Annotated in this window: 15 protein-coding genes; 4 read left to right on the top strand and 11 right to left on the bottom strand. The window is 52.1% G+C overall.

The window, feature by feature from the left end; genetic code table 11:
* Positions 1-99: 99 nt before the first annotated feature.
* A complete protein-coding gene (locus EYB31_RS23150) occupies positions 100-1,452 on the bottom strand; it encodes an ABC transporter substrate-binding protein (protein ID WP_131015795.1) in 1,353 nt (450 codons plus the stop codon).
* Between the two features lie 635 nt (positions 1,453-2,087).
* On the opposite strand from EYB31_RS23150, the gene EYB31_RS23145 reads away from it, so the two are divergent.
* A complete protein-coding gene (locus EYB31_RS23145; RefSeq protein ID WP_131015794.1) occupies positions 2,088-3,335 on the top strand; it encodes an ROK family protein in 1,248 nt (415 codons plus the stop codon).
* Between the two features lie 199 nt (positions 3,336-3,534).
* Here the strand turns inward: EYB31_RS23145 and EYB31_RS23140 are convergent, their stop codons facing one another.
* Positions 3,535-5,373 (bottom strand): ABC transporter ATP-binding protein, encoded by a 1,839-nt coding sequence (locus EYB31_RS23140; protein ID WP_131015793.1) that lies wholly within the window; start codon positions 5,371-5,373, stop codon positions 3,535-3,537.
* Positions 5,357-7,114: an ABC transporter ATP-binding protein gene (locus EYB31_RS23135; protein WP_131015894.1), complete on the bottom strand. Its 1,758-nt coding sequence runs from the start codon at positions 7,112-7,114 to the stop codon at positions 5,357-5,359. Before EYB31_RS23135 ends, EYB31_RS23140 begins: the two co-directional genes overlap by 17 nt.
* A gap of 434 nt (positions 7,115-7,548) precedes the next feature.
* Between EYB31_RS23135 and EYB31_RS23130 the strand changes: the two genes are divergently transcribed.
* Positions 7,549-8,604 (top strand): metallophosphoesterase family protein, encoded by a 1,056-nt coding sequence (locus EYB31_RS23130; protein WP_131015792.1) that lies wholly within the window; start codon positions 7,549-7,551, stop codon positions 8,602-8,604.
* Between the two features lie 204 nt (positions 8,605-8,808).
* On the opposite strand, the gene EYB31_RS23125 is transcribed toward EYB31_RS23130, so the two are convergent.
* From EYB31_RS23125 to EYB31_RS23090, 8 genes are all read right to left on the bottom strand, one after another.
* Positions 8,809-10,308 carry a glycoside hydrolase family 28 protein gene (locus EYB31_RS23125; RefSeq protein ID WP_131015791.1) on the bottom strand — a complete coding sequence of 500 codons (1,500 nt, stop codon included), beginning with the start codon at positions 10,306-10,308 and terminating at the stop codon, positions 8,809-8,811.
* Positions 10,309-10,349: 41 nt separating this feature from the next.
* Positions 10,350-11,453 carry a glycoside hydrolase family 88/105 protein gene (locus EYB31_RS23120; protein ID WP_131015790.1) on the bottom strand — a complete coding sequence of 368 codons (1,104 nt, stop codon included), beginning with the start codon at positions 11,451-11,453 and terminating at the stop codon, positions 10,350-10,352.
* A 428-nt stretch (positions 11,454-11,881) separates the two neighbouring features.
* The gene (locus EYB31_RS23115; protein WP_131015789.1) at positions 11,882-13,015 is read right to left on the bottom strand and encodes a hypothetical protein; all 1,134 of its coding nucleotides are present in this window, start codon (positions 13,013-13,015) and stop codon (positions 11,882-11,884) included.
* A 39-nt stretch (positions 13,016-13,054) separates the two neighbouring features.
* On the bottom strand, positions 13,055-14,722 hold the full coding sequence (locus EYB31_RS23110) for a glycoside hydrolase family 43 protein (RefSeq protein WP_131015788.1): 1,668 nt from the start codon (positions 14,720-14,722) through the stop codon (positions 13,055-13,057).
* 419 nt (positions 14,723-15,141) lie between these two features.
* Positions 15,142-16,023 (bottom strand): carbohydrate ABC transporter permease, encoded by an 882-nt coding sequence (locus tag EYB31_RS23105; RefSeq protein ID WP_131015787.1) that lies wholly within the window; start codon positions 16,021-16,023, stop codon positions 15,142-15,144.
* 20 nt (positions 16,024-16,043) lie between these two features.
* Complete coding sequence (locus tag EYB31_RS23100) at positions 16,044-16,997, bottom strand: ABC transporter permease (protein WP_131015786.1); 954 nt, start codon at positions 16,995-16,997, stop codon at positions 16,044-16,046.
* 97 nt (positions 16,998-17,094) lie between these two features.
* Positions 17,095-18,594 (bottom strand): extracellular solute-binding protein, encoded by a 1,500-nt coding sequence (locus EYB31_RS23095; RefSeq protein WP_131015893.1) that lies wholly within the window; start codon positions 18,592-18,594, stop codon positions 17,095-17,097.
* A gap of 340 nt (positions 18,595-18,934) precedes the next feature.
* On the bottom strand, positions 18,935-20,467 hold the full coding sequence (locus EYB31_RS23090; RefSeq protein WP_131015785.1) for an extracellular solute-binding protein: 1,533 nt from the start codon (positions 20,465-20,467) through the stop codon (positions 18,935-18,937).
* A gap of 162 nt (positions 20,468-20,629) precedes the next feature.
* On the opposite strand from EYB31_RS23090, the gene EYB31_RS23085 reads away from it, so the two are divergent.
* Both EYB31_RS23085 and EYB31_RS23080 read left to right on the top strand, forming a co-directional pair.
* Positions 20,630-22,942 (top strand): AraC family transcriptional regulator, encoded by a 2,313-nt coding sequence (locus EYB31_RS23085; protein WP_131015784.1) that lies wholly within the window; start codon positions 20,630-20,632, stop codon positions 22,940-22,942.
* Positions 22,943-22,956: 14 nt separating this feature from the next.
* A complete protein-coding gene (locus EYB31_RS23080; protein WP_131015783.1) occupies positions 22,957-23,841 on the top strand; it encodes an NAD(P)-dependent oxidoreductase in 885 nt (294 codons plus the stop codon).
* Positions 23,842-23,889 lie beyond the last annotated feature (48 nt).

Here is a 23,889-nt window from a genome sequence, read left to right as displayed (position 1 = left end):
CCCCGCATGCGTATTTGAGAGAGGCCCGGACCGCCGCAGCACCTGTCGCCCATTTAGCGCCGCCAGCCTCTCATTTCCCGTTCGCCGGAAGCCGGCGGCTTACCGTTTCACCGCATCCGACGCTTTTTGCACCTCGGCCATCGCTTGTTCAGCAGTTGCCGCTCCGGAGGCTACCTTCTGCAAATTCACAAAAATCGCCTGTTCAATCGAAGCGTTATCCAGGAACCGGATGCCGCCGACATCTTTGGTGAGCGAGTTCACAATCACATCGACCGACTGTTTCTCAATGTCCGTCTTCAAGTTTGCTTTATCCATCGACAGCCCTTCCTTCACCGGAAGGAATTGCAGCGCCTTGCTTAATATCGTCTGGTAATCGCCGGTAGCCATAAACTCCACGAACCGCCACGCCGCCGCTTTGTTTTTCGATTCTTTGCTGATTCCAAGCGGCACGTCGCCGTTAATCAGCACGCTTGTTTTGCCGCCGGAAATCACCGGCATAGGCACAAGCCCGAAAGTGCGGTCGCCCATCTTCAGACCGTCCTTGTTGGCGACGTCGTTCATGATCCAAGCGCCTACCAATATCATCGGGAGCTGTTTTTTCTGCTCGTACATGTCCCTTAAATCCGGGTCGTATTTGGTTGTCAAGTTGCCGTCCTGAAATAATTGATCCGTATAAAATTGCTTAAAAGCATTGGTCGCTTGAATAAACACAGGATCCGTAAATTTCGCTTTCCCGGCATCCGCCTCGTACAATTTGCCCGGCGCGATCTGATTAACCAGCGTATAAAACACGTCCGTTACCGTAGCGCTTTTGCCCCCGGCAAAACCTACCCGCGGAATAATGCCCGGCAGCTTGGCATCTTCGAACTTTTTCACCACCTGCTTCAGCTCGTCGTACGTTTTCGGAGGATGCGCCCCCACTTTGTTGAACATATCCACATCGTAAGAAAGAAACGGGGTGACCGCTACGCCGGTCGGGATCGTCTTATAATCGTTTTTCTTTGACGATTCCATCGGTGTCGCTTTAAACGTCTTTTCCCAATCCTTGCCCAACGTTTTCTCCGCCAGCGGGGCGAGCGGCTCCAAAATCGGGGAATAATTTTTAATCATCGGCCCGTTTTGGAACGCCATGACATCGGGAACCTCGCCTCCCTGAATGGCGACTTGGATTTTCTTCTCGTAATCGGCGGAAGGAGTGCGCACATAGTTCACTTTGATTTTCGGGTATTTCGCATTAAAAGCTTTGATCAGATCCTGCCACACATTGTCTTCCGGCGACCAGGACCAAAATGAGATTTCCCCCGCAACCTCCTCCGGTTTCTGTGCGGCGACCGCTTCAGCTGTTTTTGAATTGCCGGATGCGGCCGGAGCGGCATCCTTGGATTGCGGCGAGCAAGCCGACAGCAGCAGTAAACTCGCCAGTATAGCGCTGGCTAAATTCCGTTTCTTCATGAGTTAAACACCCCTTAGATAAAATGATGAAGCGTTTTCATCCCCTGTAATTTAGTATATATCTTATACTAATAAAATGCACGATTTTTTTATTCTAAACTTGATTGTCCCTTTTCGACTATGTAGAAATCAACTTTTATTTGTATAAATAATATACTAAACATGTGCGATGAGCGATTTATTCTTGCACGGCCCGTGTCTACAAACTTGCAAATCCCTTGCTTTAAGCTTTCTGCTCCTTATCGCCGGCTCGTTTCCCGCCCTTTCTTCTGACAGCATTATGGACTCATGGTCACACCGCCTCGTTATTTAGTATATGATTTATACCAAGTTTACAACTTGGAATACTGTTTATTAATATAATAACTTTTCGTTATTGTGTCAATAACTGGCTTTATCCAAAACACCTTATCCCGAAAACCCGCACAGCGCTTGGCATATAAGGTTTTGACAACGATTTTATTTTAATATAGTATTTATACTTATTAGGACTTAAGTGCGAGTTCAAAAAGTCGGCTTTTCAGCACCGAGGCTGGTCGTTCGCCTGATGGCGAACTGCTCGCCCATGCAACCAGGAAGGTTGCGAGAACGCAAGATTCGATGCTGATTCGCTTCCTGACTTCCTTCGTGATTAAATGACGACTTTTTTGAACTACCTCTTAAAGCAAGCCGAAAGTAAGGTAGTGATAACGATGCAATCCAAAGGCCTGATCGGCAATCATGACCTCGTCAAAAAAATCAATATGGAACATACGATCAAAACGATCCTTCAACACCGGCCTTTGTCCAGGGCCAAAATTGCGGCGCTGACCGGCCTGAATAAAATGACCGTGTCCAGCTGTGTGGATCTGTTTTTGCAAAAAGGCATTGTCGTTGAACTGGGCACGACGGGCACTTCAAGGGGACGCCCCCCGGTATTGGTCGATATTAACGAGCAAGCCGGCGTTTGTATCGGGGTGGACGTGGAAATCAATCAGTTTACGGTGCTTGTTACCGATCTGCTCGGCAAAATTGCGGAATCCCGGGTTTATCCGCTGGACAACAAAAATCCGCATTACTTCGTGGACAAGATCTCGCGTATATTGGCCGATCTCGAGAAATCCCACGCGCATCGGGAGCTTGGCGTCGTTGGGGCGGGCATCGTCATTCAAGGTTATTACAACATCGAAACCAATATGGTCGAATACAGCGCCAATCTTCAAGAATGGAACAGCTTCCCGCTGATGGAAGAGCTGTCGAAGAGAAATCCGTCGCTTGCGATGTGGATTAATCCCGCACCGTATGCCGGTGCAATGGGTGAAGTTCATTTCGGGCGCGCCAAATCGACGGATCATCTCGTATATGTCACCAGCTCCTGGGGGTTGTCCGTCGGCGTGTATCATAAAGGGGAACTGTTTACCGGAGCAACCGGCACCGCAGGCCGCCTGGGCCATTCCACCATCCATATGAACGGGAAAAAATGCTCCTGCGGCAGCAGAGGCTGCTGGGAGATGTACGCCTCGGTTAAGGCGCTTTACGAATTGCTGGACACCACGCCGCAGCAGCTGTCTTTTGCCGATATCGTCGCCGGAGTGAACAGCGGAGACGCCAAGCTGACCAGCGCGATCCATGAGCTGGGGCATTATCACGGCATCGGATTGGCCAACGTCGTCAACGCTTACAATCCGAAGGTCATTTGTATCGGCGGACTGCTCGCGCTGTTGGGATCGCCGCTGATCAATTCCATCTGGAACACGCTGAGGGAGATGATTCCCGATCGTTTTCTGAAAAACCTGGACATTTATTGTTCGGATTTGGGCGAGCTGGGTGTCGCTCACGGAGGGGTTTCGATGGTGATGGACCGGCTCTCGAATACGATCATCCACCATTCCTTAGCGGAGTAGTTTGGCTCGATTGCGCCGGCGGCGGTGCTTGTTTTCGTTCGACCAACCGCCGTACAGCGCTGCAACGCGCGCTTAGGGAAATATGGAAGGGTGCAGATGGCGTACGGTCTTGCCTCACATAATATGAAAAGGTTGAGAAGCCGCAGCGCTCCCCAACCTTTTTTTTGCGTAGATAAGCCGGCCCATTCGTTCAGACGCCTTATACGGCTTTCATTTCCGCTTTCCCTTGCGAATGGCGGTACAATTGCTCATAATAACCTTCTAATTCAAGCAGCTCCTGATGGGTTCCCTGCTCAACGATCCGCCCTTGGTTCATCACCAGAATCCGGTCGGCCTGCATCACGGTGGACAGCCGGTGTGCAATGACCAGTGTCGTTCTGCCCTGCGATACGATGTTCAGCGCCGTCTGGATCAGCTGTTCCGTATGGGAGTCCAGGTTGGCGGTCGCTTCATCCAGAATCAATATTTTCGGCTGGAACACAACGATCCGCGCGAATGAAATCAGCTGCCGCTCGCCCGCCGACAGTCCGCTGCCCCGCTCGGACAGATGCGTGTCGTAACCATCCGCCAGCCTGCCGATCAGGCTGTCTACCCCGACGAACCGGCAAGCCTCCATCACTTGATCGCGGCTGATCCGCGTATCGAACAACCTCACATTATCGACGATGCTGCCGGAGAATAAATAAGGCTCCTGCTGAACGAGTCCGATCATCCGGTGAAGCGAGCTCTGAGCGATGTCCCGCACATCGGTGCCGTCGATTAGTACGCTGCCCTTCTGCACATCGTAAAACCGGCAGAGCAGGCTCATCAGCGAGCTTTTCCCGGCCCCCGTCGCACCGACGACACCGACCATTTCGCCGGGACGAATATGCAAATCGAGGTCATGGATGACCGTCGTCCCTTCCTGATAGCCGAATTGGATGCGATTGTAGTCGATTTTCCCTTCCACTTTTGCCAAATCGGGTTTTTTGGCTTTAGCTGAATCGGTTATGTCCGGCATGGTCGTAAACAAGCGGTATAGACGGTCCATCGACACCGTTGTCGATTGCAGCGTGTTCCATTGTTGGGTGATCGAGTTGATCGGCTGAAAAAATTGCCGGATATAGGTGATGAACGCATAAAGTACGCCAAATTCGATAGAACGGTGAAATACGGCCATGCCGCCAATCCATACCAGAAAGGCAACGGACAAGTTGGCCAATATATCAAAAGAACGGTTAAACAACACATTTGTTCTAATTTCACGCAGATTGGCGCGAAAATACCGGTTGTTTTGCTCGGTAAACAGCTTTTGCTGCTCCTTCTGCTGATGGAACGCCTGGATCAGATTCATCCCCGCCAAATTTTCCGCAACAAAAGCGACCAGCCGCGACAGCTGCGTTCGCGAAATTTGATACGTCTTGCGCATATAGGAGCGAAAAGCAATGGCGATCGCCGCGATAATCGGAATCAGAATGAGGCTGTAGCACGCCAAAATCGGATCCAGCTGAAACATCAGCACGATGATAAACAGCAGCGTCATGCCGTCGCGGATCAAGCTCAGAAACACTTGGGTAAAAAACTGGTTGAGCGCTTCGGTGTCGCTGGATATATGAGTCACCAGACTGCCGCTCGGAAAGCGGTCGAAAAAAGACATCGACAGCTTCGTAATGTGCTGGAACAAATCTTTGCGGATACGGCCCACAATGCTTTGGCCGGCGTACTGCAGCAAATTGTTCTGCAAGTAGGTGAAGCCAAAGCTCAGCACCGATAAGCCGAGATAAACGCCGCATATCACAAGCAGCATGTGAAAATCGTTTTTCCCGATCAGCAGGTTATCGTCAATCGCAATTTTGACAAGGTACGGCTGCAGCAAATCCGCCGAGATCGCAACAATCGTACATAAAAACACGTAAATAAACGTCATCCGGTGCGGTTTCGCAAACGCGATGATCGCCTTGAAGGCGGCCCGGCGCTGCTCCTTGCTGACCTTGTAGGCGCCGCTGATTTCCTCGCCCGGCCGGACGTCGGCGCTCACGATGTTATGATCCCTCGGCATGACGGGTCCCCTCCTCTTGGATGGCGTGAAGGGAAGCGTAAAGACCTTCCTCGGCAAGCAGCTCCTGATGGGTGCCGCGCTGCGCAATACGCCCTTCGTCCAATACGATGATTTCATCGGCATGCTGGAGCGCGCTGATCCGGTGGGCGATGATGATCGTTGTTTTGCCCGTGCGCTCCTCGCGCAGCTTTTCGATGATGCGGGTTTCGGTTACCGCGTCGACCGCGCTGACGCTGTCGTCCAATATGAGTATCGGAGCTTCTTTAATAAATCCGCGCGCCAAACTGGTCCTCTGCCTTTGGCCGCCTGACAGCGTGATGCCACGCTCGCCCAGCTTGGTCTCAAACCGCTCGGAAAAATCGATAATATTGTTGTACAGCTGCGCCTGGCGCGAAGCTTCCTCGACAGCCTCTGCCGGCAGATGCTCCCGGTCGGAGAACGCAATGTTCTCGCGCAGCGTGGTGCTGAACAAAAATCCGTCCTGCGGCACATAAGCGATATGGCTGCGCAAGCTCTCCAGCGTCGCATGGCGGATATCCTGCCTGCCGATGCGGATGGTTCCCTCCGGCGGCTCATATATGCGCAGCAGCAGCTTGACCAGCGTCGTTTTGCCGCTGCCGGTCTTGCCGATAATGCCCAGCGTAGTGCCGGGCCGCACGACGATGTCGATGTCTCGCAGCACCTGCTGGCTCGCACCCGGGTAAGCGAACGATAAGCCGCGGATGGATATGTCCGAGGCCGATTGCTCCAACGGCTTAGCATGCTGGGATTCGCGGATGTCCGCAGGCACGTCGAGCAGCTTTTTAATCCGCTCCAAGGAGGCGCGGGACCGCTGCATCGTGTTGATGACATTGCCGATGTTTTGCAGCGGATTGACCATCATGCGTAGATACAGCGTCAGCGAGACAAAGTTGCCGAGCGTGATGCGATGCTGAATGGTCAAATATCCGCCAAAAATGACGGTAATGACCAGTGACAGCGCTCCCAGAAACGGCAGCGCCGCTTGGAACAGCGAAGATATCCGGACGAGCCGCAGCTGATTGTCGCGGATGGTGTCCACCGTTCGCCCGAACCGCTGCTGCATAACGCCTTCGACGGCGAATTTTTTCGTGACCCGTATGCCTCCGAACTGCTCTTCTGCCGACTCGGTCATTTTGGCCAGGGACTCCTGCACTTTAAGCGACCTTTTGCGGATCATCGGCCCCAAATAAACGACCACCACCGGAATTGCAAGCAGCGGCAGCACGCATACAAGAATTAAGTAAATCGGTATCGAGCTGAGCGACATCATGACCATCGCCGACAAAATCAATATGATCGCATTGGTCGTCTGATTGAAGCCGATCGATATCGATTCGCGCACGGCGGTGACATCGTTCATGACGTAACTGAGCAGTTCTCCGACCCCATGCTTGGAGTAATAATTTTCGCTGAGTCCGGTAAAATGCGCAAACAGCTTCCTCCGTGTCGTAAACTCGAAATACCGGCCCAGCCGCATCACGGTGTACTGGCCAACAGCAAACATCACGCCGTACGTCACACCGATCCCAAGCAGCAGCAGGCTGTAGTGCTCAATAGCTTCGGGGGTAATGCCGGTTGTCTGCAGCTGGTCGGCAAATTGCCCGAGCACCCTAGGATAATAAGACTGAATCACGTTGGAGATGCCTAAAGCAATGATCGCAGAACCGTAAAAATACCAATACTTCCGCATAAATCCGAGCAGCAAACGTTCATTGCCCAATACTGACCACATCCTGTTGTTTATTGATCCCGTTTCATTATACTTTGCTAAGCTAAACATTTCATCAGTATTTTATGTCTTCACGGTTTAATTTTCCATAATTCCGGCCATTAATGCGGCATAATCCGCGTTTTTCTTATTTGGGCTCGCTTATTGCGCGAACTGCCGGGATTTTGCTGCAAATTTGAAAAATAACTTCTTCGGGAGTGACTGCACGTATGCGTTCGTGAGGGATCGGCACGGGATTTAGGTTTCTTGTTCAAAAATGAACCGTTTCCGCTTGCCGTTCGTTATAATAATAGCGGAAGTACTAATTGCGGAATCTCCAAAACTTCCGATTTGCCAATCGGCGCCTGTCTGCCCAATCGGCATGTAATGGGGACGCCGCTTTAGAATAAGAAGGGTCAATCGTTCTGCAACCGGGGGGGAATTTGATGTCTAGAAGGCAATTTATCAAACTGCTGCTTACGATGCTGACATTGGCAGTTGCAGCCGTCAGCGGGCTGTGGAAATGGTTTGCAAGCGGTATAGAGGCCCATGAACAGCCGAAATCGCCCGGAGCCGGGGAAAGCCGCGGAGCTGAAGCCAATATAGAGAGTACGCAAGCGCCGGTTCAAACGGAACCCTTGCTAAGCTTTATGATTATGAGCGACACCCATATTAACGGCGGGCTTTCCGAGCAAAGCGACAAGCTGCGCAAAGCGCTCGACGATGTGATCTCCTTTGAGCCCAAGGTGGAAGCGCTGCTGATCACCGGAGACATTACAGATTCGGGCAGCGAATCGGACTACCGTGAGTACAACAAGGTCATGAAGGGATACAAGCACCTTCCGCCGCTTCATGTTAATATGGGCAACCACGATTACTATAACATCTGGATCGACAAACACGGGCAATGGAATAAAGACGCGATGCCAAACGGCCATTCCGACGAGAAGTCGCGCACAACATTTATGGCGCAATTCGGCATGGATCAGGTATATCACGACTTCCGCGTGAACGGCTGCCATATCATTATGCTGTCGCAGGAAACGTACGTGCAGGAACGCCCTGAAGTCGGCGAAGGCGCTTATTACTCCGACACCCAGCTGGCATGGTTCAAGCAAAAGATGGAGGAACATCGCGACGGCAGTCCGGTTTTCGTGATGATCCACCAGCCGCTGCCGGCCATGGGCCAAGACGGCGGCAGCCATTCCTTAATCCGGGCCAAAGAATTCCGTTCCATCCTGCAGCCTTACAAAAATGTGTTTGTGTTCTCCGGCCACCGTCATCAGGATTTCCGCGGCGGGCAGCATTATACGCCGGAATCGTTCCACTGGTTCCATAATGCGTCGGTCGGGCGCACGCGCAGCGTGCAGCCGGCCATTTCCATCACCTCTCAAGGATTATACGTGCAAGTGTACCAGGATAAAGTCGTGCTGCGCGGGCGCGAGTTTATGGACCGCACCTGGATCAAGGAAGCCGACTGGTCTATTCCGCTTCAGGCGTAGTTCAGCTGCTTGCCTGCCATCATTGTGTCAAAGCAGCTATCCGGTAACTGCGATCCCCGCGGCGGCCTATCTTTAGTAGGCGCCTGCAACGTTTTGCATGTAGTTATCCCTATAAAAAAAGCGCCGTGATGCGATAAGCACCACAGACGCTCATGAAAAGCCAACTATAACTTGGCGATACCGCTTCATTCTCCGAGCAGCGTTTTATACGTATACCGCATAACCCGCTTCCGCGCTTTCACCGTTCACCGGCAGACGCAGACGCTGCGTCTCCTTCACACGGATGACCGGTGTCGCCGGGTGGCGGGTGCGCATGCGGAGACCGTCAACGTCGGCGTCGCTGACGTTTTCGAGCAGCAGCGCCGGACCTTGCCGCGTCTCGATCGTCACCTGATGCAGCTCCAGCCCTTTTACGTGCTTGCACAACATGCCTTCTCCAGCCATCACACGCTCCTCGCGCACCATGTCCGGCTCTCCGCCTTTTTCCTCAGGGTCCAGCGTCGTCTCCAGCGTCATATGGCGAAGCACGACGTTTTCGATCGGCGCTTCCGGCAAACCGTATATAAACCCGGCCGAAGCAAGGCAGTTTTTCGCCAAAATATCGCTGATGTAAATGTTTTTAATGACCGGGGTGCCCTCCCACACGGGAACCGCCTCCGATGTGGTCATCATCGGATTCGACTCATCCACTCCGTGCTTGTAGAAGCCGTTGATGGCGAGCGGACACAACACATCCTGCATAAAAATGTTGTTGATCCGGATATCCTCGACCCCGCCGCCGCGCTGCCGGTTGGTCTTGACGCGGATGCCGCGGTCGGTGCCGATAAAGATGCAGTTGGAAATGACGACGCGGCGGATGCCTCCCGACGTTTCGCTGCCCATGACGACACCGCCGTGGCCGTGAAGCATCGTACAGTTCGTAACCGCCACATTTTCCGTCGGGCGCCCGACACGGCGGCCGTCTTCGTCAATGCCCGCCTTGAGGCACAAACAATCGTCGCCAACGTCGAAGTGGCAATCCGAGATCCGCACATTGGAGCAGGAGTCGACGTCGAAGCCGTCGCCGTTTGGCGTAGTCGACGGATTTTTAAACGTAACGCCGCGCACATTGACATGATCGCAATATACGAGGTGTGTATTCCAGAACGGCGAATTTTGCAAAGTCACGCCTTCCAGCACCACCTGCTCGCAGCCGATCAGCTGCAGCAGCGGCGGACGCAAAAATTGCGAATCCCACTCCACGATATTGCTTTTGACCGATTCGGCCAGCGCTTGGTTAAGCACCATCAGCTCGTGGCGCACCGACGATTCCGGGGCGGAACCGCCTCTTCGGATTTCACGGTACGCTTCCCACCATGCTTCGCCTTGGCCTTCGATGATACCTTCCCCTTTGATCGCGACTTTCTGGATATCTTTTCCATATATAAGCGGCGAGTAACCGTAACATTCGTACCCCGACCATCTTGTCGGCACTGCCGGGTAGCCGTCAAAGCGGGTATGGAATCTTAAAGTTGCTCCGGCTTCTACGTATAACGTCATCCGGCTCTTCAGCACGATCGGTCCGGTTATATAATTTCCCGCCGGGACGTACACCGTGCCCCCTCCGGCTTGCTCGCATGCCTCGATGGCTGAAGCTATTGCGTGTGTATTGTCTGCGGCGCCGTCTCCGACGGCCCCAAAATCGGTAATATGGAAAACCGCCATGCGGCGTTCAGCCCCCTGTGTATGAACATATGTCCGTATTATTATTTTTGGATCAAATCTTCCATTTCAACGCAAGCCAAAATGAATGCGCCAACCCCATGAAGATCGTTTTCGCTGACCGGACGGGTGACATAATTGTGATAATCCCCGGCGGATGTGCCGATGCAAATTTCCGGAACGATCAGATGCCCGTTTTCGTCAAAACGCACCCGGTTAATCAATCCTTCATATCCTTTGACGGCCGCGGCCAAATATTGCTCGCCGATAACGCCGTGTTTGATCGCCTTCGCAATCGTATAAACAAACAAGCTGGTGCAAGATGTCTCCAGCCAGTTATCCGGCTGATGTCCCTTGTCCACGACTTGGTACCAGATACCGCTTGCTTCGTCCTGGTAACGGAGCAATGCTTCTACAAACGGCTTTAATGCCGCACTGAGCTGCTCGCGTCCAGGGTGCCCGGCAGGCAGTTCATCCAAAAAGTCGACGACGGCCATGCCATACCAGCCCAAGGAGCGGCCCCAAAATTCCGGCGAGCAGCCCGTTTGCGGGTCGGCCCACGGGAAATTGCGGGATTCGTCCCATGCATGGAAAAGCAGTCCCGTCGATTCGTCTGTCATATACTTCCTCATTAATTGTTCCTGATACAGCACCATGTCATACAATCCCGTTTCACCGTACTGCGATGCGTATTGCATGGCAAACACGCCGCCCATGTACAGCCCGTCCAGCCACATCTGGTACGGATATTTATCTTTGTGCCAATAGCCGCCTTCGCTTGTTTTATTCAGCGTATTAAACAAGTTTCTTAATTTATCGGCGGAGATACGGTAACGCGGTTCGCCATATTGCTTGTCGAGAGCAAGCAGCAGCAATCCCGGCATCATCGCATCCAGCTCATCGCGGGCGTAATACAAGTTGCCGAGACGGTCTACCAGCTTGTCGACATACTCCTTCGGGTAGGATACATATTGCTCCTCTCCGCTCCATTTCCATACTTGCAGCATGCCATACAGGAAAATGCCTTGGTGGTAATGCCATCTTTTTTCCGGCGGCAGCTGCTCCGGAGTATATTTCGCCATAAGTGAATCACACGCCGCTTTCGCCCACTCGGCCGGCGACAGTTTGTTCGCTTCAAGTGCTGTCATAAGTTTCGATATGCCCCTTTCAGTTCTAAGCTGATCATTTAACTCCTGCCTATCATACAAGATAAAAGTTATATTGTGGCGGTTTGCAGCCTATCTAGTTAAATCCGGCATATGTTTTGGTTAAACGAAGCTCATACCTCGGCTCGTGTATATGCCCGCTTCTGAAAATGGATGCAAGCGCCACGTCGGAAAATGGATGCTGCCTGAAACACCGCCATGCGGCGCCGGAACGCGGCGCCTGCTCGGAATTCGTGCGTTTAGCAGAGGCAGATGAACGCGAATGCCTTCCGAAGCAGTTGAAGAAGCTCCTACTCGAGGCTCGCACACGTAGCGGAGGCATACGGGCGCTGTACCCCGGAGGTTACTCTCCTCGCTGAGATTATCGATGATATCAACACCGGGGGCATATGTTCGCTGCATCCCGGAGGTTACGGGCGCCCACCGAGTTTTTCCGCAAATTGCCCGGTATATTGGGCGAGCGGCTTATGGGGAATACCGGCCAGCAAGTGGCAATTTTCACGGATCAGCAGCGCCTGGGTGCCTGCGTTCATATCCCCTTCCACGAGTCCTCTGCCAATCGGAACCGCAGCGGGCATATTCGGGTACCCATCGTCTTTTTTCACTTGGGCTACGTTCGGCGCAGGCGGCGATTGTTTGATTTCTCTGGAGAAACCGCCGTCCTGGCGCAGCAGCTTGCGCATGTTCGATAACGTGATCTCCACAATTTCCCGCAGCTCATGAACGGGAACATGCAAATCCCCCCGGAACGTCTCCAGCAAATCGATCGGATTGCGGATCCAGCACATATCATCGGCTTCATCGCCGCGCAGACAGCGGAGCATCGTCGCATAAATCCGGTCCATATTCGGCATCTTGACGCCAAACCGCTTGTAGAAGGAGCTCAGCTTAAACGTGCCGGATATTTGTATGTACAGATTGCCGCCGCCCCACAGCCCGTTTTCATTTTGGATCGATGCCAAATAATGCGCGGCAGCTTCCACATACGGCTGGCGTTCCGACACGCCAAGACGGGCTACGTATTGATTGGAGCTGCTCATTAAATCGCAGCCCCGCCAACTGCTGCATAAATCGACGGATCGCAGCCAGCCGACATAAGCCGCCGGAGCCGACATCCATTCGGGAAGCGGAGCGGCCTCGCCCGGCAGCGGATGCAGCGGCTTGCCGCCCAGCTTTTGCAAGGAATGCGTACTATATGAGAACGCCCTGGCCACCATGACCTCGTCCCGGCGCATATTGGCATCTTCGTCGTAAAAATAACCGCTTACCGGGTCCTGCTTGCACTGGAAAAACGTGATCAGCTTACTCTTCACGGACATTGGCAGCGTATCCAGCAATCCCGACCGCTCCAAAATATTGACCGCCTGCGCCGTCGATTCGATATCCGGGTTGAACCCTTCCATCTCAAACGAGCTGCGGGCATAATAAAATCCTCCCGTAACCGGACTGTATTGTCCGGCAAGCCATTCGTAGAACTTGGCAAACAAATCGTCCATATCTACGAGCAAACCGGCAATTTCCCTAAGCTGATCCGCCGTGTTCATCCCTTTCATCTCCCCATTGATTGTTGCTGGAAACTGCCCCTAGTGATCCTCATAGCGAAACCAGTCCACATCGGCGGCAATACGCCGACCCGAACCCCCGCCGGTTGCAAAGACGCCGACCAACGTGCCGGTAAACGCCTTTTTCTCCATCGTTCCCTCGTCGCTCAAAAAAACCGCATCGGCAATTTCCCCGGCTTTATGCCACTTGACGTTATCGCTGCTGTAATAAAACGTACGCCGCACTCCATCCACTTCAACCTTCAAATAAATTGGCGCGGCGGTGTCAACGGCGATGCCGCCGCTTCCTGACGCTTGACCGTACTGCACACCCCGGTCACTGGCCGGCTCAACCTGCCCGGATTGATCGGCTGATTCTCCCAGATCGCCCAGATAGCTCGGATCACCCGGATAACTTGGATCACCCGGGACATATGCTGTTTCTGCAAGTCGGGTCATCGTCCTAGCGCGATGTTCCGTCAGCCTGACGACAAGTCCCCCGTCGTAAGCCAGCGCCAGCTTGATGAAACACCTCGTATCGTAGTAGCAAACCAAGCCCGCCTCTTCCCCCTGCCGGGCAGGAGCAAATTCCAGCTTCATCGACGCCGAATAGCGGTGGCTTGTCTCCCGGCGCACCAGCACGTTGCGGCTGTCGATCGATTCCAGCCCGGCGTCCCGGGTCCAGATGCGCAGGTGGCCCGGCCTTTCCGTAAGCGACCAGTCGCCGTCCGCGGGATTGCGGGCAAACTGCCAATGAAACGGCAGATTGCCTTCATCAAAATCGTCGAATTGCGGCTTGTCGTAACGTTTCGTTTCAAGCCGCGGCAGCCGCTGTGTATCGCTGGGCCCGCGTCCCCCATTGACGGTAAACCATCCGTCTGCCGTCCACTCCACCGGCTCCAGAAACGTTTCCCTGCCCAACGTGCAAAAACCGCCGGCAAGCGGACGTCCGCCCAGATGCATGATCCACCATTCCCCATGCTGCGTCTGCACGATCTTGCCGTGTCCGGCGCGCTGAATAACCGCATTGCGGTCGGTTTGCTCATGCACCGGATTAAGCGGGCACGGCTCGTATTCGCCAAACAGCTCCCGGGAGCGGGCGACGGTGATGCAGTGGCCGTATTCGGTGCCGCCTTCCGCCAAAATGACGTAATAAAAGCCGTCTTTTTTCAGCAGATGCGGACCCTCCGGCGAGTGCCGTCCCGTTCCCGGCCACAACAGCCGCGGTTCGCCGGCAGCTTGCATGCAGTCGTCCGACAGCCGCTGTATCCATGCCCCGCCTCCGCCGTACACCATATAATGCGCGCCGTCATCGTCGATAAAATGCGAAGGATCGAGCCCAGTCGTATTCAGCACAACCGGCTTGGAATAAGGTCCTTCGGGCCGGTCCGACTTCATCATGATGTTCTGCCGGCCCATGCCATGCAGCCGGAGCGTGGCAAAAATATAATAAGTCCCTTCATGATAAGAAATATCCGGCGCCCATATGCCAAACGAATCCGGCAAATCGGCCAGCGGAATCCATTCGCTGCGGGTAATCCCGTGCCCGATATACCGCCAGTTCACCAAATCGCGGGAATGCGATATCACAATGGCCGGAAAAAATTGAAACGTGGAATTCACCGCATAATAATCATCTCCCACCCTGACCACCGACGGATCGGGATGAAACCCGGGCATAACCGGATTCGTGTACGTTCCCTTCGACATGCATTCCATCTCCTTACCTTAATCTCGGCCCGCGGATCCTACTCTCCCTTATCCCTCTCGGCCCACAGATTCTGCCCGCGGGTTTGCGCTAGTGAATTTTTATTCATTGTGGTGATGGAGGGAAAAAGATGGGTACGAAAAGCGGATGCTTCCGAAGCTAGTTTTCCTGCGGAAAACTCTCAAGTCTACGTCCGCTTTGAAAAGCGCATTTTTACCACATAGTAAATTCAAAAAAAACGCGGTTTTCATTAGCGGTGGAGTGCCATCCCTTTCCCGCAATCCCCACAAGTATGAATAAAAATTCCCGTTGCTTCCACGGACAGAATCCGCGGCCTCCCTCAAAATCAAAAGCACCGCCAGATCAAGCCGGAAATACACATGATTTCCTCGCAAGTCTGCAGGGTGCTTTCCCCGCCGGATCAGCCTTTGACAGAGCCGACCAAAGCGCCTTTGGCGAAATATTTTTGCAAAAACGGATAAGCGATCAAAATCGGCACGGTCGAAACAACGATAACCGCCATCTTCACCGTTTGCTCCGGCGGCTTGACGAAGTCGTCGCCGAAAGAAGAAGTGTCCGCAGCAAATCCGCTGGCCACGATGACGATTTGGCGCAGCAGCACCTGAATCGGCCATTTGTTGGCATCGTTTAAATACATAATTGCGTTAAAATACGTATTCCAGTAGTTTACCGCGTAAAACAGCGAGATCGTGGCGATCGCCGGCATCGACAGCGGAATGACGATGCGGAACAAAATGCCGACATCGTTGCAGCCGTCGATTTTGGCCGATTCTTCCAGACCGTCGGGAAGGTTTTGGAAGAAGCTGCGCATAATAATCAGGTTAAAGGCATTGATCGCCGTTGGCACGATTAAAGCGAAATACGAGTCAATGAGCCCAAGTTCTTTGACGATAATAAACGTCGGAATCAATCCGCCGTTAAACAGCAGCGTAAATACGATCATCAAGTTGATCGCCTTGCGGCCGTCCAAGTCTCTTCTCGTTAAGCCGTAAGCCATCAATGCGGTCAGCAGCATGCTGATGAACGTTCCGACGATCGTAACGCCTATCGATACGCCAAGCGCACGAAAGATCGCTCCGGTAGACAAGATGTATTGATATGCCTTCAGACTGTATTCCGTCGGAATGAGCAGAAACGGCTTGCGCGTCAGTTCCTCCACCGTGGCGAAGGAGGTCATGATGACGTGCAGGAACGGTATGAAGGTGACAAGGGCGATCAGCGTTAGCAGCACGATGTTGACGATATCAAACATCCGGCTGCCCAAAGTTTTATCTTGTACCATAAGGTTTGCTCCTTAACAATTTAGTAGATGCCTTCTTCGCCCATCTTTTTGGCCAGACGGTTGGATACGACGACAAGGAACAAGCCGACAAATGATTTGAAGAACCCTACCGCCGTGCTGAAGCTGAATTGTCCTTGCTTAAGTCCCGTCGTATATACGTAGGTATCGAGAATTTCCGCGACTTGACGGTTCATGGAATTCAGCAGCAAATACACATGCTCGAAACTAAGATCGAGAACGTTGCCTATTCTAAGAATGAGCAAGACGATAATGACACTGCGGATCGAAGGTAACGTGATGTGCCATATTTGCTGAAATCTGCCCGCTCCATCCATTCTGGCCGCCTCGTAAAGCTGCGGATCTATCGCCGCAATCGCCGCCAAATAGACAATCGTTCCCCAGCCTGCTTCTCTCCAGATCACCTGAATAATGTACATCGGATGAAACCAGCTTGTGCTCATCAGGAAGTTCACCTTCTGAAAACCAAGCAGCACCAGCATTTCGTTGATGATCCCCCCGTCCAGCGTCAGCATCACAAACGAAATCGAAACGATAATAACCCAGGAAATAAAGTGCGGTATATATACAATCGTCTGCACGAAGCGCTTGAAGAAAGCGTTAGCCACCTCGTTAAGCATGACCGACAATAGGATCGGAACCGGAAAATAAAACAAAATGTTGATGACAAACAAGATCAGCGTGTTTTTGAAAATGACCCAAAATTCCGAATCCGTAAACAAACGTTGGAAATGCTTTAAACCGACCCAGTCGCTGCCGAAAAAACCTTTGTACGGCATATAGTCTTGAAACGAGATGATTAATCCCCACATCGGCAAATATTTGAAAATGATAAAATAGATAAGTCCCGGCAAAATCATCAGGTACATGTACCGGTTGCGGATCAATCGCTTCATCAAAGAGCCCCGCGCCCCCGGAGCCCTTAAGGCTTTGGGCTGAACGGCCGTATTGTTCATGTTCTGTTCATCCTTTCTGCGTTGTAAGCTGCACTAACCGAAACGATCAGGAGAAAGGCCGCCGAAAGGTAAGCAGCCTTTTCCTGTCTTTCACCGGTTATTTCTTGACGTTTTTGTACGCCGCGTTGTACTCTTCGATAATTTTGGAACCGCCGTCGTCCTGCCATTTTTTCACTGCGGCTTGATAGCCCTTCTCATCGATATTGCCGGTCATAAATTTATAGGAGGCGTCTTTAATCACTTCTTGAAGTCTTGCACCTTTTTCGTTAAACGTTTTGGAATCCAGCGAATAAGTCGGATCTGGAATACCGTATTTAATCGCTTCCTGCGACAGTTTTTCCGCTTTCTCACGCACAGCGATGGAATAGTTCGCCGGCGAGATGTTTGTCGAATCGGCAAGCGCGATGCTTTGGTACGCCTTTAGCTCTTTTTCGTACACTTTTTGGTCCGGGTTCGGCACAACTTTGCCGTCTTTTTTCGTGTAACTTGTGCCTTCCACGCCGTATTTCAGCAAATCCGCGATATCCGGATTGAAGAATTTGTCATAGAACGATAAGATTTGCTTCAGCTCTTTTTCCGATTTAACCGCCGATTTCGGGAATACAACCAGCGTTCCGTAGCCTGGAAGCGCCCAAGTGACCGGTTTGCCGTCAGGACCGTTAATCGCGCTGACTACGTCGTATTGAGCTTCCTTGATGTTTTTCGACGTCTTGTCCTGCATCGATTCGGAGTCCGGCATGGAGCCGATATACGTGCCCGCTCTGCCCGTGTACATCAGGTTTTGCTGGTCGGTTTTGGAAGTAACCGGGAAGTCTTGGTTAATCAAACCTTCATCGCGCAGCTTTTTGATAAACTTCATGGTGTCCATGTAACCTTTGGTCATGAAGTCAGGTACCAGATTGCCGTTTTCCACTCCCCAACCGTTAGGCGTGCCAAACCACATGCTCAGCGTCTTAAAAGAACCGTAGATCAGATCGTTGCGATCCGCCAAACCAAGCGTTTTACCGCCGCCGGCCAGATCCGCTTCCTTGAATTTCTTCAGCATGTTGTAATATTCGTCGGTTGTTTTTGGCGCCTGCAGGCCCAGCTTGTCGGCCCAGTCTTTGCGGTAAATCAAACCTTGACGGGTAAGCGGCCGTTCCTGGAATAAAGAGTAGATTTTGCCGTCGACGCTTGTGTTTTTCAGCACGTCCGGATTCAGCTTGGCTAGATTCGGGTAATCTTTCAAATACGGCCCGATTTCCCAGAACTGCCCGTTTTTAATCGCATCGCGCAATAAGATAAAGGAAGATTGGTTCTTAATGTACGCCGCTTGCGGCAAAGATCCTGTAGCAAATGCAGCCTGGAATTTCTCATCGTACGATCCGTCCGGCACCCATTGGAATTCAATGGTTGCCTTCGTTTTTTCTTCTAGTATTTTCTTGATCGTATCCGAAGGAACTTCCGGTGCTTGCAGATTCGCCATAATCGTAATTTTCAGCGGAGTTTCCGGGGCCGGTGCTGCAGCTTTGCTGCTGTCCGCTCCTGCGCTTGGATTACTTTGCGCTGCTGGAGGTGCGTCCTTGCCGCAACCTGCTAGCGCTGTTGCGGCGAGCATGCTGGTGCAGATGATTGCCGCCCATTTGCCGCGAGTCGTTAATTGTTTCAAATCGTTCGACCTCCCAAGAAGATGTGGTGTGTTGTTTCACACGCTTATCTTAAGATGCGCACAGTCGTAACGTAAACAATCAACGGCTCATACTTCGCCGAAAAACCTTGTCATATCAACGATTTGCCGGCAAATCAGAGCTAATGATTATAGGTGATATGCCCCGGGATATGCCGCAGCCGCGGTATAACCAAGCCCGACTTACAAGTACGACGGAAATGCTTCCATGTGGAGGTGAAGGATTACACATAAAAAAAACGCCAAGTCCGTTGCCGAACCTGGCGTTTTTTTACTTTTTCCTTGCCATATTGTTTTTTAACGCTTCGTTATATTCGTCCAGCACTTGCGAACCGCCTTTGCGCTCCCAGTTGGCGATTTCACTTTGGAAACCGGCGCCGTCGATCCGTCCGATGATATAATTGTAAGTTGCGTTGTAGATGATCTGCCACAAATCGGCGCCTCTTGCATCGTAGGTTGCCGAGGACAAGTTTTCGGCGGGATCGGTGATCAGCATCCGGCTGTTGTCCGTCGTCAGTTTATCGGCGAGCACAATAAGCGGATCCTGCGCTTCCTCATGCACCTTGAGGATGCCCGGATTGCTTAGATTGGCGATCAGCAGCGCCTCCAGCGGCATCACCTCGGCGTTGCGGGAATCGGCCGTCACGTTGATGATCAGCGCTTTGCCGTCTTTGACCGTATAATGCTTGCCAAGCAAGCCGTACTGAAGCAAATTGCTCGCATCGGGGCTCATCATCCGGTCATAGAAGGCCAGCACCTTCCGCAGCTCTTCTTCCGTCGGGATCGCTTTTTTGGAGAACAGAAAAATGCCGCTGAAACTGGGTATTGACCAAACGCCGTAACCCTTGGGGCCGGAAATCCGGTTGACCAGCGTAAGCTCCGCTTGAGGATTAATTTTTTTCAACTCGTCGGAAAGTCTTGGGGCATCTGTCATGCTGCCGATGATCGCTCCCGCTTTACCGCTGATGAGCATATAACGCTGCACTTGCTTGCTGGTGACCGGGAAATCTTTGTTGACCAGATTTTCGTTGTACAGCCTTTTCATAAAATTCATCGTGTCCAAGTATTCCGGCGTCGTGAAATCGGGGATCAGTTTGCCGTCCCGAACCACCCAGTTGTTCGGCGTGCCGAAGTAAGAGCTAAGCGTTTTAAATGCACCAAAAATCAAATCGTTGCGGTCCGCAAGACCAAACGTGTCGTCCCTGCCGTTCCCATCCGGATCGCCATACGTAAATTGCTTTAATACTTGATACAATTCCTCGGTTGTTTTGGGTTCCTTGAGCTGCAGTTTGTTCAGCCAGTCCTTGCGCAATATGATGCCTTGCCTGGACGCCGGGCGCTCTGTATAGATACCGTAAATCTTGCCGTCGATTGTCGTTTCGTCCAAAATATGCTTGTCCAACGTTTTCAAGTTCGGGAACGAATCCAAATAGGATCCGATTTCCCAAAACATGTTGGAGCGGATCGCATTTTTGACGGCTACGTAGTCGAGTTGGCTTACGTAAGTCACTTTTTTCAGTGAATTCGTTTCCAGCGCATTAATTAACCGGTCCCGATAAATGTCGTTAGGAACCCATTCGATATTGAGTTTGGTTTGCGTCGTTTTCTCCAGCTCTTCAATCAGTTCATCCTTCGGAGGACGAGCCTGGTGCAGCGGCGCCATGATGCTGAGAGAGAACTGCTCCTTCTCCCGGTTGAGTTCGGCTTTATCCTGCCCTTTGCTGCAAGCGCTTACCGTAAGAACGGCGATAAAAAGAACGGCGAATATCCGGTGCAATCCGCTGTACCGTGTTCTGTTTTGCATGAACCCGCCCCCTTCGACGCTTGGTCAAATAATGTATTTCCCACTAGATTATACACGAAAGATAGATTTTAAGGAATGCCGGAGAAACGCGGGGCATTGTCCCGAATCCCGTGTTACAATATAATGATACTTGAAGTATGCAAGAAATGACCGGAGGTTCGGATGCGCAACCACAGTTATTTAAGAAAACTAATCATATTCGGCTGCATTTTATGTACGCTCCCGGTCATCTTTTTCGGCTTATTTTCCTATTTTCAGGCAAGTACGGAAATTCAGAAGCAGGTCAACCGCGGACAGATGCAGCTGCTCACACAAATGAATTCGAATGTGGAACAGACGCTGCGGACCGTCAATCACGCCCTGAATCAAGTAGTAAATTCATCGGTCATGAATAAGGTGCTGAGCGAGCCTTTTTCTTCAAGCGATTTTATGCTGTATAAGGATTTGCGCAAAGAAATGAGCGGCACCCAATCGACTTATACGAAGGTTGAAGATGTCGTTATCGTGAATTTCAATCAGAACTGGATGATCAAAAATTCCGGTTTTTACCGTTTTGACGAATATCTTCACCATTCGCAAATTTCCAATCAGCTGCTGCTGCCCAGCACCACCTCGTGGGTGCTGAATCCAAGCATATGGTTTTACAGCGAAGAGAAGGCCAATTCCAGCTCATGCCCTTATACGATCAGTCTGGTGAAAAAGCTGCCCGACCAAAGTTTGGACAAGATCGCACTTGCGTACGCCAACATTCCGACCTGCAGCCTGGCGGAGCTGCTCAACTACTCGCCGCGGGAATCGGAGACGGTGATGATTTTGGACGATCAGGAGCGGATCTTGTTTCATACCGACGCTTCCATGATCGGCAAATACGCCACCAATACCGGCTTCATCAAGACGGATACGGAGCTGGAGAAACCGAAAGGCCAATTTCAGGCCGAACTGGACGGACAGCTTTATACCGCAAGTTATATTCGCTCCTCCTATAATAACTGGGTTTACTTATCGATTATTTCCATCGACAGTTTGACGCAGGAGTCGAAAAAAATCGGCCGTTATACGATCTGGGTGTGCCTCATCATCGTAGCCGTATTTGTCGTTATCGCGTGGCTTGGTTCCCGGCAGATGTATTCCCCTATCCAGCGGCTGATGATGCAAATCGGCGGCCGAAACTTGCAGAACGGCAGCGAACCCGTCAACGAGTTCGATATTATCGGCGACCGGCTGCAGGATTTGTTCCGCTCCAAAACCGAGCTGGAGCAGGAGGCCCAGCGGCATCTCCAGCAGGCGCGCAGCTATTTTATGATCAAAATGTTTCAAGGCACGCTGCGGCGCAGCGATCTGCTGGAAAAGCTGGAGCAGTTCGGGTTCGGCGAGAAAATGAACGAATGGAAGGTCCTGTCCGTCATTACGCTGCAGATCGATACGCTGGAACATACCCGCTACCAAAAAGAGGATACCGAGCTGCTGTTGTTCGCTATCAACAATATCATCGAAGAGATCATTCCGGCTGAAGTTCGGCTGCAGCCGTTGTTCATCGACCAGACGCAAGTAACGCTCATCGGCGGAAAAAGCGATGATTTGCCGGAATTCAACAGCTTCATTTACGCCATCACGGAGTCGGTGCAGCAAACGGTCGACCAAGTTCTCGGGCTGCGGATCAGCATCGGCATCAGCTTGCCGTTCACCGACCCGAAAAACGCCTCCATCGCCTATAAAGAAGGTCTGGAGGCGCTGAAACACCGCATTCATCTCGGCGGCGGCGTCATTATCCGTTATGCGAACATTAACGCCGGCCAGCATCATCTGCACTTGGACTATCCTTTCCTGACGGAAAGCGAGCTGTTCGACGCCATTCGGCTGGCTGAAGAAAGCAAAGCCCGCGATCTGCTGAAAAAGCTGATGCATGTGGTGTTCGAACATCATATGTCGCCGCAGGAGTACCAAGTCCCAATGTTCCGCTTGCTGAACAATCTGCTGCTGGCGATGCAGGAATCCGGCATTGCGCTGAATCAGCTGCATACGGACGGTTCTTCGCTCTACGAGGAGCTGAACAAGCTGCCGATCGCCGCGGAAATCGAGGAATGGTTCTGGTCGCGGATTATTAAGCCGGTCATCGGCATTTACGAAGACAGGCAAAACTCGGAATATCAGAACATCTCGGAAAAAATCATCGACAAAATCCATAAATTTTACGATACCGAACTCACGATTGAGCAGTGCGCATCCGAGCTGCATTACAACGCGAACTATTTAAGCGGGGTTTTCCGTAAAGAAACGAATATGACGTTCAGCGAATATTTGACGTCTTATCGCTTCTCTATGGCTAAAAAATGGCTGATTTCAAGCGATATGACGATTAAAGATATCGCCGAAAAACTGCAGTACATGAACTCGCAAAATTTTATCCGTTCGTTCCGCAAGCTTGAAGGCATGACCCCGGGCCAATACCGGGAAACTTACAGGAAAATGAATTAGGGAGGCTTACACTTATGAAGATCGGTTTTATCGGACTAGGCACTATGGGAAGACACATGGCCGCTAACTTGGCGAAAGCGGGCTTTCAATTGACTGTATACAACAGGGACCGCAGTAAAACGGAAGGCTTCGGCCCTTCGGTCGAAGTCGCCAATTCCGTCGCGGAGGCCGCCCGGCAAAGCGACATTCTGTTTACGATGCTGACCGACGACAACGCCGTGAAGCAGGTTTATCTCGGCGAAGACGGCATCGTAGCGGCATTGCGCGGCCAACAGGCTGCATCCTTGGTCATTGACTGCAGCACCATTTCGCCGGAGACTACGCTGGCCGTTGCCGCCGCCCTTGCGGAAATCGGCGTCGATCTGCTGGATGCGCCCGTAACCGGAAGCGAACCGCAAGCGCGGGACCAAAAGCTGACCTTTATCGTAGGCGGGCAAAAAGCGCTGTACGAGAAATGCAAGCCGCTGTTTGCCGCAATGGGCCAAAAAGCGGTATATATCGGCGAACAAGGGGCCGGGGCCAAAGTAAAACTCGCCAACAATTTGCTTGTCGCCGTGACGCTGGCCGGATTGTCCGAGAGCATGACGCTGGTGCGCAAGTCGGGCATCGATCCCGCCTTATTTTTGGAAGTGGTATCCGGCGGCGGCGCACGCAGCGGCATGGCGGAAATGAAGGGACCAAAGATGCTGGCCGGAGACTATTCGCCGCAGTTTATGACACGGCTGATGTTTAAAGATTTGAAGCTCGCGGGAAATTTCGCGGAAGCGCAGGAAGTTCCGATGCCGGCTTTTGCCGCCGTGAAGGAGCTCTTTCAAATGGCTTGCAGCTCAGGTTACGGCGATGAAGATATGAGCGCTATTATCAAGTGTTATGAACAATGGGCGGGACTTGGGGAGTAATCTCGAATCCGGCTTCGCAAAAAAGGCCTCCGAAACCGGCGCATACCG

The organism is Paenibacillus thalictri (assembly GCF_004307995.1).
GTDB classification, from domain to species: Bacteria; Bacillota; Bacilli; order Paenibacillales; family NBRC-103111; genus Paenibacillus_AF; species Paenibacillus_AF thalictri.
Note: the sequence above shows the minus strand (reverse complement) of the source record. Positions and strands in the feature narration are given on the sequence as shown.